Below are 15776 nucleotides of genomic sequence, written 5' to 3'. Positions count from 1 at the left end.
GACTCATTTCCTCTGATATACATTAAGATCTATCATTTTCTCACTCTTGGCCACGGCTGTGGTCACCACAACATCCCCAAGACAATTGGTCATGCTGATAAACATTCCAAGGAGGGGGCCAACACCCATAACAAAGGCAACTCCCTCTACAGGGACACCGATCTGGGAAAGAAGCATGGAAAGAATGATCACACAGGAGCCCGGAACTCCGGGAGCGCCTATGGACATCAATATGATTGAAAGCGCCAGGGCAAATAACGCGCCTGCAGGAACATGCATCCCGTAATTCTCCGCGATGGTCAGGGCCTGTACAGCCAGGAGCACGCAGGTTCCATCCATGTTTATGGTTGCCCCGAGAGGAATCGACAGACTGTAAATATCAGGGGATATACCCAGCTCTTTTTTGCAGGCCTCCATATTCAATGAGATGGATGCATTGCTTGATGCGATGGAAAAGACCTGGAGCATGGTAGGAATGTATCTTTTAAAGAAAAGCAAGGGATTAAAGCCCGATAGAATCAGTATCATGCAGTATGCAAGAACCATCATCAGCAGGCCAAATAAGAAGGTGCCGAACATACTTAGTACAGAAATCAGCGATGATGGACCTATCTTGATCACCATGGATAAAATCGAGCAGAATACAGCAACGGGCGTGGTACGCATGATAATAGATGCCAGTTTCAGAAACAGTTCATTGCAGCCCTCAAACCACTGGGCCATTCTGGCAGAATAGTCTCCTATAAGGCCGATGGCAATACCGGTCAAAATAGCCAGAAACAATAGCTGCAGCATATTGCTCTCAAGAAATGGCGCAAGGAAATTTGAAGGCACAATGCCGGTTATCATTTCTCTAATGGAAATATCTTTTGCCTGAGATGTTAATGCAGAGACATCCTGAGTGACCCCCGCTACTGTCGAAGCATCCCCGGGACAGAAAATGAAAAACACGCCGATTCCGATAATTGTCGCGATAATGGTGGTTACCAGATAAAGGCCGATGATCTTGGCGCCGATTCGTCCAAGGCCTGAGGGATTAGACTGATTAGAAAAGCATCCCACAATGGAAAAGAACACCACAGGGGCAGCTATGACCTTCAGGGCATTCATGTACATATTTTTGACCAGAGTAAGGAAATTGGTATCCAGGGCAGTAAGAAACTCCTTGGGAGCTGCTGCCTTGAGAATAATTCCAAGAATCATGGCGCATATCATGGCTCCAAGAGTCAAAATCAGGGCACGGGATGACATTGTGGCTGACATCTGAATGGTATTTACGCCATCCTTGTGCTTGTATTTCAGTTCTTTGCACATATTGCCCATGATAAGCCGGCGAAGGCCGGTGCTCATATTTGTATCAGGAATCGCCCATACTTCAGGGACGGAAGGTATTAAGGTCTTTTGAATATCCAGAGCCTCCCCCCGAGCAGACAGCTCAAGGATTGTGGTTCCCAGAAATGAGTATGAATTAACCGCCAGATCACTGCCTTCTTCTGCATGAGCCACCAGCTCTGCCATGGATTCCTCCGCAGCCAGGACTGTTCTGTTGTTTGTCTTTCCCTTAATGCCATTATTTTCCAAAATCTTACGGATATATTCTGTGGCCTTTCCTATGCCGGTATTATCTGCTGTAAATGTCTGCTTCATGTGCCCTTCTCCCTGATTGCGATTACGCATTAACGTTCTATAATATATATTTTATCGCATATCGTGAGAAAATCACATATTTAGCTGATCTGGTGAGAAATCTTTATACCTATACAAAACAGTTCTCTCGCCAGTCTCAAGATTTATCTTTTCTCTCCAAAGGGTAGTAAGCTTTACATGTCCTTGCGTTCTATCAAATTCAGGGTTAGCCACAAATGACCTACAGTAGTATTCTTCATCAGATTCTTCGACTCTATCAAGATATACAAAGAACTGTCCAATCTCCAACTCCGAAGTCAGAAACAACTCAGCTTCTATCTTACCACTGCCTTTCATCGATTTTCTGAATCTAAATACTATATTGTCTTCGTCAAATATCCGTTCTAGAAGATAAAGATAATCCACTTTATTCTGAACGCATCCACTTTGGTAAAAATGAGATTTTTTCAGTTCATCTTCTAAAACATCTCCTGCTAAAGCCATATCAAAGGTTCTATTTCCACTTTCACTGTGAATTTTCAAATCACGTAACTGACCAATTCCTTCAAGATGATGAAACTCTTCCTTAGAAAAATGAACTCTGACTTCAAATCCTTTTCCCTTATAACCAAGACAAAAATAATACTCTATACCAAGCAGATTATTGTATGCATCTGCGTTTTTCTTAATCTTATTTACTACTTCCACATATACCTCCATAATTAAAGCCCCGACTGTAACGTCGAGGCTTTAATTATAAGTGTTTTCTTTTCAGCTTACGCCTAACTGGCTCGCGGTTGTCACACTAAACCCGCCCATAGACTCCATGTATCCCCCTGCCAGTAGGGATTTACACTTCATAGTCAACAGATGCTCTAGTCATCTGTTTGTATCATCATAGTACATATTTCCTGAGATAAAGTCAATTACTTAACCGCTATATTTTTCTTAAATTTCTGTGTCTACAATCTACTGCTCAGTTTCAATATCTCATTTACATCTTTGGATATAATATCGTCAATATCTGAATTCCTTTGCAAAGGATATTGAGTCGTGTATACAGGTCTCATTATTTCTTCATATTGTGCTTTATACTTATATACTGAGTCCTTATCGTTTATATCAAGTGATTTTATACTATCACGAAGTATATTAATAAGATCATTGTTTGTAGCAATATCTGTGCTTGCATACTCATTAGTTGATTTTCTTACTTCACTTGGCACATTAACCTCAATGCCAAAATATTTTCCTGATGCAGGATCATCATTGGTCTTGGTTTTCTTATTTGCCAGCATCCTTTCCTGAGTTCTGATCAGGTTATTATTGTAGTCTTTCATAGCCTTGCTAATAGCTTTGGCCTGATCATCATTAAAGCCTTCGTAAGCACGGTTATCAACAAACTTCTGCGCTACTTCCATCTTTGCATAATCTCTGTAACTGAGATATCCATTCTTTAACTGACTTCCGACACCTGTTATCAAATCTCTTGCTGCAGATAACTCCTCATCATTAAATGAAGCTCCGCCAATTTTATATACACCCTCTGCATTTTTGCTTACCGGTATGTCTTTTTCATATAACGCGCTGACAGTATGATTATTCCAGGAATCTCTTACTTTTTCCAATTCTTCAGCACCTAAAGCAGAAATAGACAAGGTGGCTGCCGTATCTGAGAAAGCAGTATTTACGTTAGATTTGTCACTTAGTTTCTCGGCAACAGCATTCTGTATACTATTATTTTCATCCTTGTTTGCAGACTTTGCCTGTATCTCGTCACGCTGAAGTTTTGCAGCATATATATCCTGACTAATATCTTTTACCTGTCTGTTTACTGAAGTAATATTGATTCCTGCCATAATCATCTACCTCCTTGTACATGATCTATGTTTGATTACAGAAATATTTATCTATTTTTATATCGGCTAAAATCACACAAATCCTTACAATCCTGTCACAATACACGCTCACTCTTTTTTATCAATATTTGACGGCAGAATTGATGACAGCACATCTGAATAATTTCCAGTGCTCGTATACGTGCCACCAGCTCTTGCTGCGGCGTTTGTCATGGACTGCGCCTTGTCGTAAACCTTTGATGCAAAAGAGTTATAACCTGTAAATACACTCTTCAAAGTACTGATATCCGCCTTTTTAAGGGCATCCTCATCAAGCTCAAGCTTATTATCAGCACCTACCGATATACCGGCACGTTCCAAAAGTCTTTCTGTAGACTTTGTGGTCTTGGTCATCCATGCAGCATTTCTTAAAACGTCTTTGGTGTTTGAATTACCGGCACTCTCGATAGTTTTGTTGTAATTATCAACAAATGACTTTACTGCCTTGGTAATTGAATCCCAATCATAATCTTCTTTTGTAGTCTCTTCGCCCATCTTCTCATCTTTGGTCTTGATCTGTTTCTTTTCCCAAAGAGAATCCTTCATAAGAGCACTTGCTGACTTTGCCAGAGTTCCTGCTGCACTTCCCATGGAAGTAAGTTTTGCAGATGAATCCCTGCCTGATGAAGCACCATCAGCCTTCTGCTTGGCATAATAGGCCTTAACAAGTTTCCCATAGGATCCATTCTTTATACTGGCGTAATCTGAGAGGTTTATTCCACCCATGATGCCATTATTATTGCTGTTCCCTGAATTGATACTTAATCCAGCTAGGAACGAACTGGCATTTTGGTTATATGCGCTATAATCGTTATCTGCGCTATCATAATAGTTGCTCTGTGAATATCCTCTGATTGTTGACATATATCCACCCTCCTTTGCTATTACCCGGAATCCATTCCTTAAATGTGGTAATCAATATGCCTGTATCTTTCAGGCAAAGCTTTATCAACAGGCATGTTATTTATTTCCTTCGCCTGAGCTATTGCAGCGGCATCAGTTTCAGCAAGAGCTTCATCTGATAGCGCTTCAAGATTCTCCTCGCTAAGCTCTGCCATGTCCTCTGCCATTTCGGTAAGTTCTTCAATCTGGTCCTCAAGCTCATCCATGACTTCAGAAAGAATACCTTTATCCTTATCGATACCAGTTGCTTCCTCGATCATTTCCTCACGACGCTCTTCCGGAGTCTTTGGAGCCATCTTCTCAGCTTCTTCAGCAATCTTTTCACCGCGTTCTCTGGCCTCATCCAGTATATGGAACATCTGTGAGTTGTTATATGAGGCTTTAGCTGCATCAATCTGGTCATCATACTGTTGGAACATATCGAGCTTTCTCTGGATATCTTCAAGAGAATTGGTTTTCATGTTCTTGAGGTTTTCCTTCTGCTTTTCAAAGAAGGCTATCTGATTATCACGCTTGGCCTGTCTTTCCATTCGGTCCTGCGTTGCTTTGCTCATAGGTCTGTTAAGAAGATTTAACCCTTGCATGTTTATATTCATAGGCGTTCTCCAATATTCTCTGAAGCTCTTCAAACTGCTCCATCGTGAGATCAACGTGCTTTTCTTTGATAGGACTTGGATCTAATAGTTCCCTAAAAAATGTTTTAAGACCATCTGCCATAACCACCAGCCCCCTTCTTATGATCAAACCACCTGTTCTTTAGAGTTGAGCAGAGCACTTAGCGAAGTTCTTTTGAGCTTAGTGCGAGCCATGCAAGTTCACTTAGCGAGGTTCTTACGAGCTTAGTGAAGCTTGCTGATAATAATCCTCAAACAGCTTATTGGCTGCATTCATAGTCTCTTTGCATATTGCCGGAAGTTCACGTCCCCAGGTCTTAGTAGCCTGCTTGAATCCCTTTTCCATGGCTTTCTGCATTTCTTTCATCTTGTCGACATCATCTCCGGCAAGGGCTGCAGCAAAATCAAACAGTCTCTGGGATGTCTGCTTTACACCGTAGTATCCGTCTTCAGAAATATCTTTCTGTGCCTGAGCTCTTGTAGCCGCATCAACCTTGATATTTCCACCAGCAGGCTGTTGCCACATGCTGTTTCCTGTAGCCTTGCCATATGCACCTACCTGTCCCTGCAGAGTTTTCTGAACTATAGCCATCAGCTGGTTTCTCTGTTGTTCCTCTGCTGCTTTCATCTGCTGAACAATAGCTGCTCTGTCTGTAGCTGATTTCTTATAGATTGCCTTGGAATCATCCTCTTTGCTATTCTTCTCTGTGGTTGTCTTCTCATATACAGCACCCTGCTGGTTTACCGCAGATTCCTTCTTTTCATCTTTCTCATCGTTCTTTGCCCAGCTAGGCTCAGCATTATTAACGCCTGCATAGTTGTAGTTCCCATAGTTTGTGTTAATCCCGATACTCATAATGTAATACCACCTCCGTTTCACTTCGGATACAGTCTTACTAAGCTCGCTTTGCTCGCTAAGTGCGACTAGCATCCTTTTATTAACATTTGTTAGCAGTATCTGTAAAAAAATAGTTTAAACTGTGGCATCAAATGATCCACCTGTTTCCACCGGCATACTTTGCGATGATGTGGTGGTTACTGGCATATCCATTCCTCCAAGTGACAACGAAACTCCGCTGTCATATCCTCCAGCAAATGAGGCTTTCCCTGCATTTTCTTTTTCCGATTGTAATCTGTCAAACAAGGCTTTCAGATATTTTAGGTCTGCTTTTAAGATGTCTCTTGCCTCATCCGATCTGTGTTTTACCTTAAGTTGCTCCAGGTCTTCCGGTGTCATGGATCCGGAAAGAGCTTCTGCCATCTCATCCAGATCCTCATCAAGCTCAGCTGTTTCTTCTGCCATCTCCATCATGTCCTCAGCTGCCATTTCAAGCTTTTCCATGAGAGCTTCAAACTCTTCCTGTTCCAGCTCTTTAATCTCTTCCTCAGAAGCCTCTTCATCAATGGTTTCTTCCGGCTCAAGCGGCATTTCTTCTTCACTTTCAATGCCTCTTTCTGCCCGTTCTTCCATCTTCAGATTCTTCTTTTTCTTGTCGCAGGCACGCTGGACCATTTCTGCATGAAGTATAGCCCTTAGGATTTCTTCTTCATCATAGTCACCGTTCTTTAGCTGCTTACGCAAAAGACCTATCTTCATCCTTATGCTCGTTGATACCTGTGCTGCTTTTCCTGATGTCTTTGCAGCGAGCACCTGCGACGAGACCTGCTTGAAACTGTATAGAGCTGCTTTTTTCTTTTTTCCGGTTTGTTTTGTTGGTCTTGATATAGATATAGACCCAACATGATTTCCGTATGCATCGTAAAGATTCTTGTGATATCTTGTTGTACTACCTCTTACTTCAACATCCCATCCGTACACATGACCACCTCCTATTCGCAGCACACTGCTCATAGGATTCGGAGCAATAATTAAGTTTGCTTCGCAAAGATTGCTCCTCACTCCTGCATCATATTCTCACGAAATGTGCAGCAAATGCACATTTCTGTAGTTCACGCTTTCTTTAACTCATAACCACATGATAATTCGGTTCCAGATATCAATTTCAGTATGATTGGGCACCTTGATGGTTCCCTCATGAAGATCACCGGCATCAAGTTCTCCCCATTCTGAGCCTCCACCAATTCCAGGAATCTTGTAGTAGCCACCAACAGCGAAATAAAAGTATCCATTTCCCGATGAAGCCTCTGGGTAATTGTCCAATAGTGCCTTGCCATCAACGTAGATATAATCATCGTCATAATAGTAAACTACAGATTGGTCATAATCTGTATAGATATTTTCAATGTCATCTGTGTAACATACTGAGCTGATATTGCCGATATCATTCACTCTTCTGTAGGAGTTAGCGTCAATTATCCCTATGGCAGCAAATATTATAATAGTCACCACCAATGTTCCGGCTGAAAGTGCCTTCGGATTATAGGCTTTTCTTTCAACAATCCGTTCCAGCCTCTTTCTCAAAACCTTATAGCTGTCATCCCAGGCAAAAGACATCCCGCTCTCGCATCCAAGCTTTCTCTTTGCCACCATCATATTTTTTGCACATCCAATAATTGTCTCGCCGTAATCACAAACATCTATTCCGTTTCTCTGAATCGTGACTGTGTCACATATATCCTCAAGATCTCTTTTCATATATCCTACGCACAGATGCAGGAACAGATTTGGCCACAAGAGTGCACGCAGAATATCATAAGCAAAAAGTATCCATAAATGCCCAAGTCTGATGTGGGTTTCTTCATGCTTTATTACAATATCAGCCTCATCTTTTGACATGCCTTCCGGTATAACAATTACCGGCTTAAGGCAGCCTGTACAAAATGATGACACCTGACCCGGAAACTCCTTTACCACAAAAGCAGAAGTATAATCTTTTGAATCATACAAGCGGTTTACTGAGTTTATAAGCCTCTTTCTTTTTGTGATGAGCCAAATACCTGCCATGATCATTCCGATAAAATACATGAAGCTTATCCATCTCTTATTGCACAGCAGATACCACCAGTAAAACAATCTGAATCCAATATAAGTCTCAAAATATGCATGAAGCTTCCCACAAAAAACAACAGGAATCAATAGACACCACAAAGCAGCCTTTCCAAAAACGCTCTTAGAAAGCAGAGTGCTCCGCAGAATCATAATGATCCCCAAAACAAAAATCGATATAATTGCACAAAAACCAAGTATGGTCGCAAAATAGACGCATACAAATTCAAAAAACTTATATAGCTCATTAAAGAATAACAGCATTTCCTGCATAACCTTTACCTCACTCATCCTTGAGACTTTACTTATTCTTCTTGACCTTAGCTATGAGTTTTTCCAGTTCCTTAATCTGTTCTTCTGACAGATTTTCTTTATCTAATAATGCAAATGCAGCTGAAAGCCTGTTGCCTTCAAAATAGCTCTCTACAAAAGCACTGCTCTTTGCCCTTTGACACTCCTCTCTTCCCCTTGCAGCTGTATAGTGATACACCCTGCTGTCATCAGGATCCACGGTATATGTAAGCATTCCCTTCTTGCAAAGTCTGTTTATCAGGACCCTTACCATTCTCTGTGTCATCTTGGAAGATTTCGGAAGCCTATCTGTTATCTCAGCAGATGTAAGGTCATGGCCGCATCTCCACAGTACCTCCATGATCATCCATTCGCTTTCACTTGGAAGCATCTCTTCTCTTGGCATAATGTACCTCCCGCATGTGCTGTTACTTGATATGATATACGGATTGCTCCACTTCGTTCCCGCAATCCTACAATCATTCGGAATCCGGCATATCTGCCTGCTTCCTCATGATTGTTCGGGTCATAAAGTCATAATGCTCAGCAAATATATTTGCACGCATTATGTACTTTTGACACCTATATCATATCACAAATAACAGGCATTAATCATAAACGCAAATTAATAAACATTTAAGAATTTAAGTCTTTATATCCACGCTATGACTAACTGAAATACTTGCTGATACTTCTGAAGGAGTTGTTGGCGCTACTCTCTCATCGATATGAGGAACACTGGTATTATAAGTTGATGCAGACTTAGTTTTAACTTCTACACCGGCAACAGTAATCTGTTTTTCTTCGCCTTCACCAGGAATCTGAACATTTCCGGAATCCTTTTCGGCGATCTTTTCCTGAAGCTGCTCGGCTTGCTCTCTTCTTTCGGCACGTTTCTTCTCGCGCTGCTTTTCAATACGTTCATTCTGCTTTTGTTCCTCAGCATCTGCTTTGGCTGCTTCGTTCATGTTGCTGTTAAGCTCAGATAACTGTGACATTTCCTGCTGGCCTATTTCAGTAGCTTTTTTCTGTATGTGCTCCAGTTCTTCTTTCTTTTTAGTAACATCTCCACCTCTACCAGAATCCTGCTTAATCTCAGCTTCAAGCACTCCGGCCTTGCCTTCCATCTGTGACTTTATTGCATGCTGAGCCTTAACCTGTTTCATGGAGCTGCTGGCAGATATAAGTGATCTTGTCATTACATTTGATAAAGCCATTTGTCTACCTCCGTGTATGATGCTTCTATCCAAAAAGTGCCTTAAATATGTATAGTTGTCCTTATATCTTGTTTATCGGATAATATTTGTTAATAGTTAATAGATGTTATCAATTTTTCTATATCAAAGATGATGCAATAAAAAACGGGCGCCACCATTATAAAAATGGTGATGCCCTAAATAATACATCGGAGAAATATTACGCTTCCTTTTTTCTTTGATTTAGATAGTAGTTTGCCATCTCAAGATAAGGGTTCTTAAACTCAGAAGCATCCATGGCCTTCTTTATCTTGCCATTTTCCCAGTTTTCCTGAATGAGACGCTTCGTCCGCTCTGCTCAGGTCTCTTCCTGTTGTTCCCTTTCTTCAACGGCCTCTTTTGCCTCTTCGACAGCTCTATCCGTATCGCCAAGGAGTTTTTCCCATTCCTCATCAGTAAGATCTCCAAGGTTCTTATCTCCCCCTTGGGGAACAAAGAGGTTTGCGGTATCTTCCAGCATTTTCAGAAGAACTGAAGCATCATATGTCTCGTCTGTCTTTACTTTTGTAAAAGAAGCCTTGGAACCGGAAATTGCATTGCTCCAATTGCTTTTTTTAGAGATAGCCTCGTCAAGTGAAGTATACTCCGATTTCCCAAGTGGATCAGTGACCCCTTTTAACACACTGTAGCTGCCAAAAGTGTATCCAGTTCCTGTATCATGGGCATCTGCATACTGACAGTATGCAAACATCTCAACTGCCGAGGCATTCTTAGGATCTACATCATTTATGTTTATATCGATGTTCTTGCCACCAACATGAACTCTTACTATAGCCTCTTCTGATCCAGGTTTAAATACTTCTGATGCAGTCATCACATAACTCATGTTTCCTACAGGAATAGAACTCATTCCATTTAAGGGAGTAACTATCTCTTTCTGATCTTCTTCCTTATCACTTATCTCAACAGGCTTCTCTGCAGTTGCTGGCTCGGTCCCGCCTATTTCTCTGGTTCCATAGTAACTTATGGCCTGGAAGTGGATTCCTGAAAATGTGCCAAAGCTTCCTGTATCTCCCCAAATCTTTGCTCCTGCAAATGTTGTTGCATTTCCTGCCGGTTCAGGAGAAATGCCTGTACCAACTCCTGATGTCATCATAACTTCCATCAGCCTATCTATGTGGGAAAGAAGCTGCTCTGCTCCAAGTGTACTTACGCCCATCATTTGGAAGTTGTTTATAGAACCATTCAGCTCTGACAGATAATTCTTTTTCTCAAAGATATCATAAGGGGCTACTCCATCTACTGCCTGCATTGCTTCGTCTGCAAGGTCTTCTGTTTCACGGATATATGAGCAAAGTGCCGCAAATTCTGTAAAATCTGAATCTGTCGGATCCACGTTGTAAGGGTCAATCTCTTTTGAGAACTCATTACCGTTTTCATCTGTTCCGGTCGCTGTATATTTGCGGCTGTCTCCATTCACATCAATCCGGATTTCAAACTTCTGCATCACGCCCTGATATGAGTATGCTGTTTTACCATCTGCCAGCTGTGTTGCGGTATAGCCCGAGTTCCACACATTTGCTGTTATAACTCTTGTATAGCCTTTCTTGGCAGACTCTTCGTTGGCCAGGGTATCTACAACCTCGGGTGAATCCTCATCTTTTTCAAGAACAGCACTATGGAAGTCGTTGTTTCCCATGGTCTGATTTGAATAATAGTGGGCACTCTGCACAAATGCACTCTGCGAGTAATAATAGTTTCCGTTTGTTATTGTATTTGACATAAGTGTTCCTTTCTGCGGCTCATCTGTCATTCAGAGCCGCTCCACTCTCCTGAAAGGACCAAGTGGTATTTACATCATCAGTTACATGAAATGCCTTTAAGATTATTAAATTGTTCTTTTACGCTTTGATATCTTCCTCTTGGAATTGAGAAAACTTCGCCCGTATCCAGTGTCATCAGATAGTTTGATAAGCTTTTTACTCTTTTCAGGTTTACAATACAGCTTCTGTGGCATCTGGCAACCCCTAATGGAATCAGCACTTCTTTATAGCAATGTCATGAATCGACGTTATGTCCCATATAGCATTTTTCGATGCTCAATAGCTTTCTCTGTCAGCTCTTTATTAAGATCCTGCCTCTTCTGATAGTCCTCAAGCTGCTTCTTCTGCCTCGCAGCTCTCTGAGCCCGGCGTCTTGCATTATCATTGTTGTTACTGCGCCTGCTCCGCTGGGAATTCTCGCTGCGCATCTTCTCCAGAACTTCATCCAGTTTCTCTGCAGCACTCATGAGTTCAGATTCACGGCCCTTTATTGCAAGGTCAACATGCTGGATTGTTCCAGCAGTGCCGTCTTCTTTTAGGAATATACCTGTTTTTCGCACCTTTCCGTCCATAATGCCATCCTCACCCTCAAGGGTAAACTCCGTATCTTCCGCTCCCAGGAAAATTGCACCTACGCCAGCTTCTTTGAGGCTCTTCATCTCATCTTTTCCATCATCTGTCCTGCTCCAGACTTTGAGTTTGTCAAAAACCTCATCATTTTCATCAATCCAGCCATTGCCGTCAGTATCGTATTCGGCAAGGTCCTTAAAGCCGTCTCCACTCTTTACACCAAAGAGTTCTGTGCCGTCATTAATCTTTCCATCATCGTTTTTGTCAAGGGCAAGGAACCCGCTTCCTGCCTTTGTCATGGAGATTTCATCCTCTTTGCCATCTGCATCCAGATCAAACTTATATTTCTTATCGCTTAGGCCGGAAGTCTGAGCATTGTAATTGATGATAAGAGGGTCAAAAAGGTTGTCCAACGGCGATGACATTGCAATAAATGTGTCACGTTCTTTCTTTCGGGTCATGCTGACATCAACGTCTACATTTATTTCCCTGCCATCTTCTGTCTGTACTTTACCGGATGCTGTGTAATCCGACTTTTCTTTTTCGATATGCTTCTCTACAATCCCAGCAAAAAATCCGCTAGTTCCTGCGCCTGTTGCTGTCAAATCCTTTTGATAGCTGTAGTTTGCACCTGAGTACACATCACTATTTGCTATCTTCATATATTCTTACCTCGTTATAAGCGCATGATTATCACTATTTATTAGAACCAGCTGGAGAACATGGATGAAAGAAGGGACCCGTATCCACCATATCCGCCAAGCAGATTGTTTGTTCCATATCGTCCATTAGAACCATATATACCGGTAGTTGCTGAATATCTGCTTGCAGTAACCGCTGCCCGGGATGTAAGCGATGCATTATTCCGCATTCTCTGGCCAAAAGAACCTGCTCCGGAAAAAGCTTTCTTTATGTCATCTTTATTTGCCCCCTTGAAAACATCCTCATCCAAAGAGAGTTCACCGGTCTTGCTGTCATAACCGATACCGATCTTTCTGAGGTCTGATACACTGCCCCGAGCATCTTCCCTCATCCAGCCTGCTCTGTTTCTAACAGTTGTACTTGTTGTGTTTCTGGCATTTGCGCTGACTTCGTTGTAGCCTTCTACAAAATTTTTTACTGTCTTAAGGAGCTGGTCTGTGTTCTTTTCCTCGTATATCTCGCCATAGGAAAGCTTTCGGCCTGCATTTTCTACTTTTACCGCACCGTCTGCGACCTTTGTGTCAGCCTTGTATGAGCTGTTTGCTGTGTTGTTGTAGGCGTTATTCATAGCTTTGATAGTATTGGCGCTAAGCCCGTAGTAACTATTATTACTGCCTACACCGGTGGTTCTGGATGAGCCACGTGTTACGGATGTCCTGTTCCTGCTGTTAACATTTGACAGTCCCTGTCTGTTCCAAATATTGGAGGCTCCGCCTATCCTGCTTGTCAGGACATCAAAATAATTTTGTCCAAAGATCATAAAAAACACCTCCGTTTCATGGACTAATACTTGTTTCAATACAAGTATCGTCCATGAAAGAAGGCGTTTAAATAGCTTTGTAACGAACGGTCTATATAATGTAACGAATAGTCAGCCGGCCGCTCTTTGAAGCATGACTTTTACTTCAAATACTGTTGCCTCTGACTTAACATCTGTAGTTCCCAGGTATTTATCAGCTATACGCATAACACTTTTTAATCCAATTCCGTGCTGATTCTCATCTTCGGTTCCTTTTTTTCTGCTGACTATTCTGCCGTCATTGCCTCTGATGACTTTGCCATCAAAAGAGTTTTCTATTTTTATCAAAAAGAAATTGTCCTTAAGATTCCCCAAAAGCTTAATATATCGTTTGTCTTCCGGAATATCTGAAACAGCTTCCAAAGCATTATCCAATAGATTATTCAGGACAATCCCCATATCAACAGCACTAATTCCTTTATCTGATGTAAAACAGAAATCACATGTAAACTCACATCCAAGCTTTTCTGCCTGAAAAGCAGCTTCATTTATCACTACATCAGTCACTGGATTACCTGTAAAGAATCTCATGCTATTGGAGTTAAGCTCAACATCCATTTCACTCAGGAACTCAGATGCATCATTATACTTCCCGTTTTCGAGAAAGCTCTTTAGAATCATAAGTTTCCCAGCCATGTCATGACGGAGGGTCCTGATCTGATCATGGTACTTTTCTGTATACTCAATCCTTTTTCGGATATATTCCTGTTCCTGGACCTGCTCCTGAAGTAAAAGATCTTCTTCCAATAACCTTCTGTATCTCTGCCATGTTGCAATAGCCGTCATTTCTCCAATAAATATAAGTAAGGCCAGTATAGGAAGTGCAATCCTTAAGTTTCTCTTTTCATCCAGAAGGATAAACACTCCTTCATCCAAAGGAACAACCATTACCTGCGCAATCATATAGGCTATGCAATATGAAACCACTGAGTATATAGAGAGAAACAATGCTTCGGTCCAGGACATATCCCGTCTCAATTTGCATATCTTCGCGATGCAATTATATATAGCAATAAATGCAACTATTAAAAAAACAATCTCCATGCTCATATTAAAGAGCATTTTTTTGTAGAAAAATGCAAGTGCATCCGGCCTAGAATAATCCATGCTCTCTATCAGCCAATCCGATAAACAATCGGACAGAACCACATTTGCGATATACCACACAAAAAACATATTGAGCCACAGAAAGTAAACGAAAAACATGTTTGGCATAACTGTTTTGTTATAAAAAAAGAATACTGCCAATATAGTCAGAAAGCTTATAATAGTCCAAGCTCCTGTCGTTTTAACTGGTAGCACAAACAAAATGATTCCCTCAACTGTAACAACTATTGAGAGTACCATTTTCTTTGCTTTATCCATTATTCCTTCACTTACAAAGGTATTTATCAGCGCTTGAAAAAAGAAACCACGGACGAGTATTATCATTACTCCATAAAATTGTTCAACAATACGAAAATCATTCTCACTCATAGCTCCACCAATCATTCAGGCTAAAAAATTCATATATGCTTTTATAAATTCCCCATACTTGTATTTTGAAATAATAAGAGACTCTCCATTATCCATGTATACCTCTGTCCTTGAATATCCTTTAATATGCTGCATATTAACAAGATATCCTCTATGGATCCTAAAGAACATTTTCCCTAATTCGTTTTCAAATTCAGACATCTGCTTATACACATCATAAGCATTTCCCTCACTGTGGATAATTGATTTTCTTCCGTTGCTCTCAATATAAATAACATCTCTGTATTTTAAATTTAGTGTGTCTCTGCCTGCCTGAACTACAATATACTGTTCAATCTGAGCATCTTCATATCTTGTTTCACATACAAGCTGCGCATCAAGTCTTTTCAATTCTTCAACGGCTCTCCTAAGTTCCCCTTCAAATACTGGCTGAGAAACCGGCTTTAGCAAATAGTCATAAGCCTTGACGCCGAACGCATCTCCCATTCTGTCCGGAATCCCTGTAACATATATTATTAGTGGCCTGGAAGCACGCATACTCCTACCATTTTTCTCTACTCTCATTCCCAGTTCTCTGGCTGTATCAATGCCATCAGTTCCACCCATAGCAATATCCAAGAAAAGGATATCAAACTTTACTCCTGCATCTATGTCCCTTATCAGTTCTTCCCCGGAATCATATTCTTTTATCTCTGCTTCGTATGGACTTTTCGAAAGCCATCCGGCAATCAGGTTTCGTATAGCTTCCTCGTCATCACAAACTGCAAAACGATATTTATCCATTTACGTTTTCCTCAACTCGAATTCGCCCTAAAACATAAAAATGCTTAGCACGGACCTCCATGTAAGCATTTTTACCATTACCCTGTATTTATCATATCATCATAAAGATTAGTCTTTATATATTCATGTCATGAATGGACATATTATT

General features: G+C 41.1%; 17 protein-coding genes. All 17 read right to left on the bottom strand.

Annotation, left to right across the window (positions count from 1 at the left end):
* Positions 1-3 precede the first annotated feature (3 nt).
* Entirely contained in the window at positions 4-1647 is a 1644-nt protein-coding gene (locus T359_RS0106285; RefSeq protein WP_026516726.1) for a dicarboxylate/amino acid:cation symporter, read from the bottom strand.
* A 72-nt stretch (positions 1648-1719) separates the two neighbouring features.
* Positions 1720-2334: a PBECR4 domain-containing protein gene (locus T359_RS0106280; protein ID WP_026516725.1), complete on the bottom strand. Its 615-nt coding sequence runs from the start codon at positions 2332-2334 to the stop codon at positions 1720-1722.
* Positions 2335-2588: 254 nt separating this feature from the next.
* The gene (locus T359_RS0106275) at positions 2589-3485 is read right to left on the bottom strand and encodes a hypothetical protein (protein WP_026516724.1); all 897 of its coding nucleotides are present in this window, start codon (positions 3483-3485) and stop codon (positions 2589-2591) included.
* A gap of 108 nt (positions 3486-3593) precedes the next feature.
* A complete protein-coding gene (locus T359_RS22095) occupies positions 3594-4388 on the bottom strand; it encodes a hypothetical protein (protein ID WP_242839058.1) in 795 nt (264 codons plus the stop codon).
* 38 nt (positions 4389-4426) lie between these two features.
* Positions 4427-5023: a hypothetical protein gene (locus tag T359_RS0106265; protein WP_026516722.1), complete on the bottom strand. Its 597-nt coding sequence runs from the start codon at positions 5021-5023 to the stop codon at positions 4427-4429.
* Complete coding sequence (locus T359_RS22395; protein WP_155840017.1) at positions 4989-5144, bottom strand: hypothetical protein; 156 nt, start codon at positions 5142-5144, stop codon at positions 4989-4991. Before T359_RS22395 ends, T359_RS0106265 begins: the two co-directional genes overlap by 35 nt.
* 114 nt (positions 5145-5258) lie before the next feature.
* Positions 5259-5897 carry a hypothetical protein gene (locus T359_RS0106255; protein WP_026516721.1) on the bottom strand — a complete coding sequence of 213 codons (639 nt, stop codon included), beginning with the start codon at positions 5895-5897 and terminating at the stop codon, positions 5259-5261.
* A gap of 117 nt (positions 5898-6014) precedes the next feature.
* Positions 6015-6860 (bottom strand): hypothetical protein, encoded by an 846-nt coding sequence (locus tag T359_RS0106250; RefSeq protein WP_026516720.1) that lies wholly within the window; start codon positions 6858-6860, stop codon positions 6015-6017.
* Positions 6861-7007: 147 nt separating this feature from the next.
* On the bottom strand, positions 7008-8141 hold the full coding sequence (locus T359_RS0106245) for a M56 family metallopeptidase (RefSeq protein ID WP_026516719.1): 1134 nt from the start codon (positions 8139-8141) through the stop codon (positions 7008-7010).
* Between the two features lie 148 nt (positions 8142-8289).
* Positions 8290-8685, bottom strand: a complete 396-nt coding sequence (locus T359_RS0106240; RefSeq protein WP_026516718.1) for a BlaI/MecI/CopY family transcriptional regulator — start codon at positions 8683-8685, stop codon at positions 8290-8292.
* A 238-nt stretch (positions 8686-8923) separates the two neighbouring features.
* Positions 8924-9496 carry a hypothetical protein gene (locus T359_RS21405; RefSeq protein ID WP_026516717.1) on the bottom strand — a complete coding sequence of 191 codons (573 nt, stop codon included), beginning with the start codon at positions 9494-9496 and terminating at the stop codon, positions 8924-8926.
* Between the two features lie 337 nt (positions 9497-9833).
* The gene (locus T359_RS0106230; protein WP_026516716.1) at positions 9834-11288 is read right to left on the bottom strand and encodes a hypothetical protein; all 1455 of its coding nucleotides are present in this window, start codon (positions 11286-11288) and stop codon (positions 9834-9836) included.
* A gap of 47 nt (positions 11289-11335) precedes the next feature.
* Positions 11336-11518, bottom strand: a complete 183-nt coding sequence (locus T359_RS23435; protein ID WP_081795426.1) for a LytTR family transcriptional regulator DNA-binding domain-containing protein — start codon at positions 11516-11518, stop codon at positions 11336-11338.
* 28 nt (positions 11519-11546) lie between these two features.
* Positions 11547-12530 (bottom strand): hypothetical protein, encoded by a 984-nt coding sequence (locus T359_RS21400; RefSeq protein WP_051545037.1) that lies wholly within the window; start codon positions 12528-12530, stop codon positions 11547-11549.
* A gap of 41 nt (positions 12531-12571) precedes the next feature.
* A complete protein-coding gene (locus tag T359_RS0106220) occupies positions 12572-13330 on the bottom strand; it encodes a flagellar filament capping protein FliD (protein ID WP_026516715.1) in 759 nt (252 codons plus the stop codon).
* Positions 13331-13441: 111 nt separating this feature from the next.
* Positions 13442-14845, bottom strand: coding sequence for a sensor histidine kinase (locus T359_RS0106215; protein WP_197027064.1), 1404 nt, complete (start codon positions 14843-14845; stop codon positions 13442-13444).
* A 15-nt stretch (positions 14846-14860) separates the two neighbouring features.
* Positions 14861-15628: a LytR/AlgR family response regulator transcription factor gene (locus T359_RS0106210; RefSeq protein WP_026516713.1), complete on the bottom strand. Its 768-nt coding sequence runs from the start codon at positions 15626-15628 to the stop codon at positions 14861-14863.
* Between the last annotated feature and the right edge of the window lie 148 nt (positions 15629-15776).

It is taken from the genome of Butyrivibrio sp. MC2021, assembly GCF_000621605.1.
In the GTDB taxonomy this organism is placed as follows: domain Bacteria; phylum Bacillota; class Clostridia; order Lachnospirales; family Lachnospiraceae; genus Butyrivibrio.
The sequence above is the reverse complement of the archived record's forward strand: the minus strand, read 5'-3'. Positions and strand labels throughout refer to the sequence as shown.

What these genes read in the sequence shown, in the direction of transcription:
- T359_RS0106285 (WP_026516726.1), bottom strand. Translation starts at nt 1,647, where the DNA reads ATGAAGCAGACATTTACAGCAGATAATACCGGCATAGGAAAGGCCACA.
- T359_RS0106275 (WP_026516724.1), bottom strand. Translation starts at nt 3,485, where the DNA reads ATGGCAGGAATCAATATTACTTCAGTAAACAGACAGGTAAAAGATATT.
- T359_RS22095 (WP_242839058.1), bottom strand. Translation starts at nt 4,388, where the DNA reads ATGTCAACAATCAGAGGATATTCACAGAGCAACTATTATGATAGCGCA.
- T359_RS0106265 (WP_026516722.1), bottom strand. Translation starts at nt 5,023, where the DNA reads ATGAATATAAACATGCAAGGGTTAAATCTTCTTAACAGACCTATGAGC.
- T359_RS22395 (WP_155840017.1), bottom strand. Translation starts at nt 5,144, where the DNA reads ATGGCAGATGGTCTTAAAACATTTTTTAGGGAACTATTAGATCCAAGT.
- T359_RS0106255 (WP_026516721.1), bottom strand. Translation starts at nt 5,897, where the DNA reads ATGAGTATCGGGATTAACACAAACTATGGGAACTACAACTATGCAGGC.
- T359_RS0106245 (WP_026516719.1), bottom strand. Translation starts at nt 8,141, where the DNA reads ATGATTCTGCGGAGCACTCTGCTTTCTAAGAGCGTTTTTGGAAAGGCT.
- T359_RS0106240 (WP_026516718.1), bottom strand. Translation starts at nt 8,685, where the DNA reads ATGCCAAGAGAAGAGATGCTTCCAAGTGAAAGCGAATGGATGATCATG.
- T359_RS21405 (WP_026516717.1), bottom strand. Translation starts at nt 9,496, where the DNA reads ATGGCTTTATCAAATGTAATGACAAGATCACTTATATCTGCCAGCAGC.
- T359_RS0106230 (WP_026516716.1), bottom strand. Translation starts at nt 11,288, where the DNA reads ATGACAGATGAGCCGCAGAAAGGAACACTTATGTCAAATACAATAACA.
- T359_RS21400 (WP_051545037.1), bottom strand. Translation starts at nt 12,530, where the DNA reads ATGAAGATAGCAAATAGTGATGTGTACTCAGGTGCAAACTACAGCTAT.
- T359_RS0106220 (WP_026516715.1), bottom strand. Translation starts at nt 13,330, where the DNA reads ATGATCTTTGGACAAAATTATTTTGATGTCCTGACAAGCAGGATAGGC.
- T359_RS0106215 (WP_197027064.1), bottom strand. Translation starts at nt 14,845, where the DNA reads ATGAGTGAGAATGATTTTCGTATTGTTGAACAATTTTATGGAGTAATG.
- T359_RS0106210 (WP_026516713.1), bottom strand. Translation starts at nt 15,628, where the DNA reads ATGGATAAATATCGTTTTGCAGTTTGTGATGACGAGGAAGCTATACGA.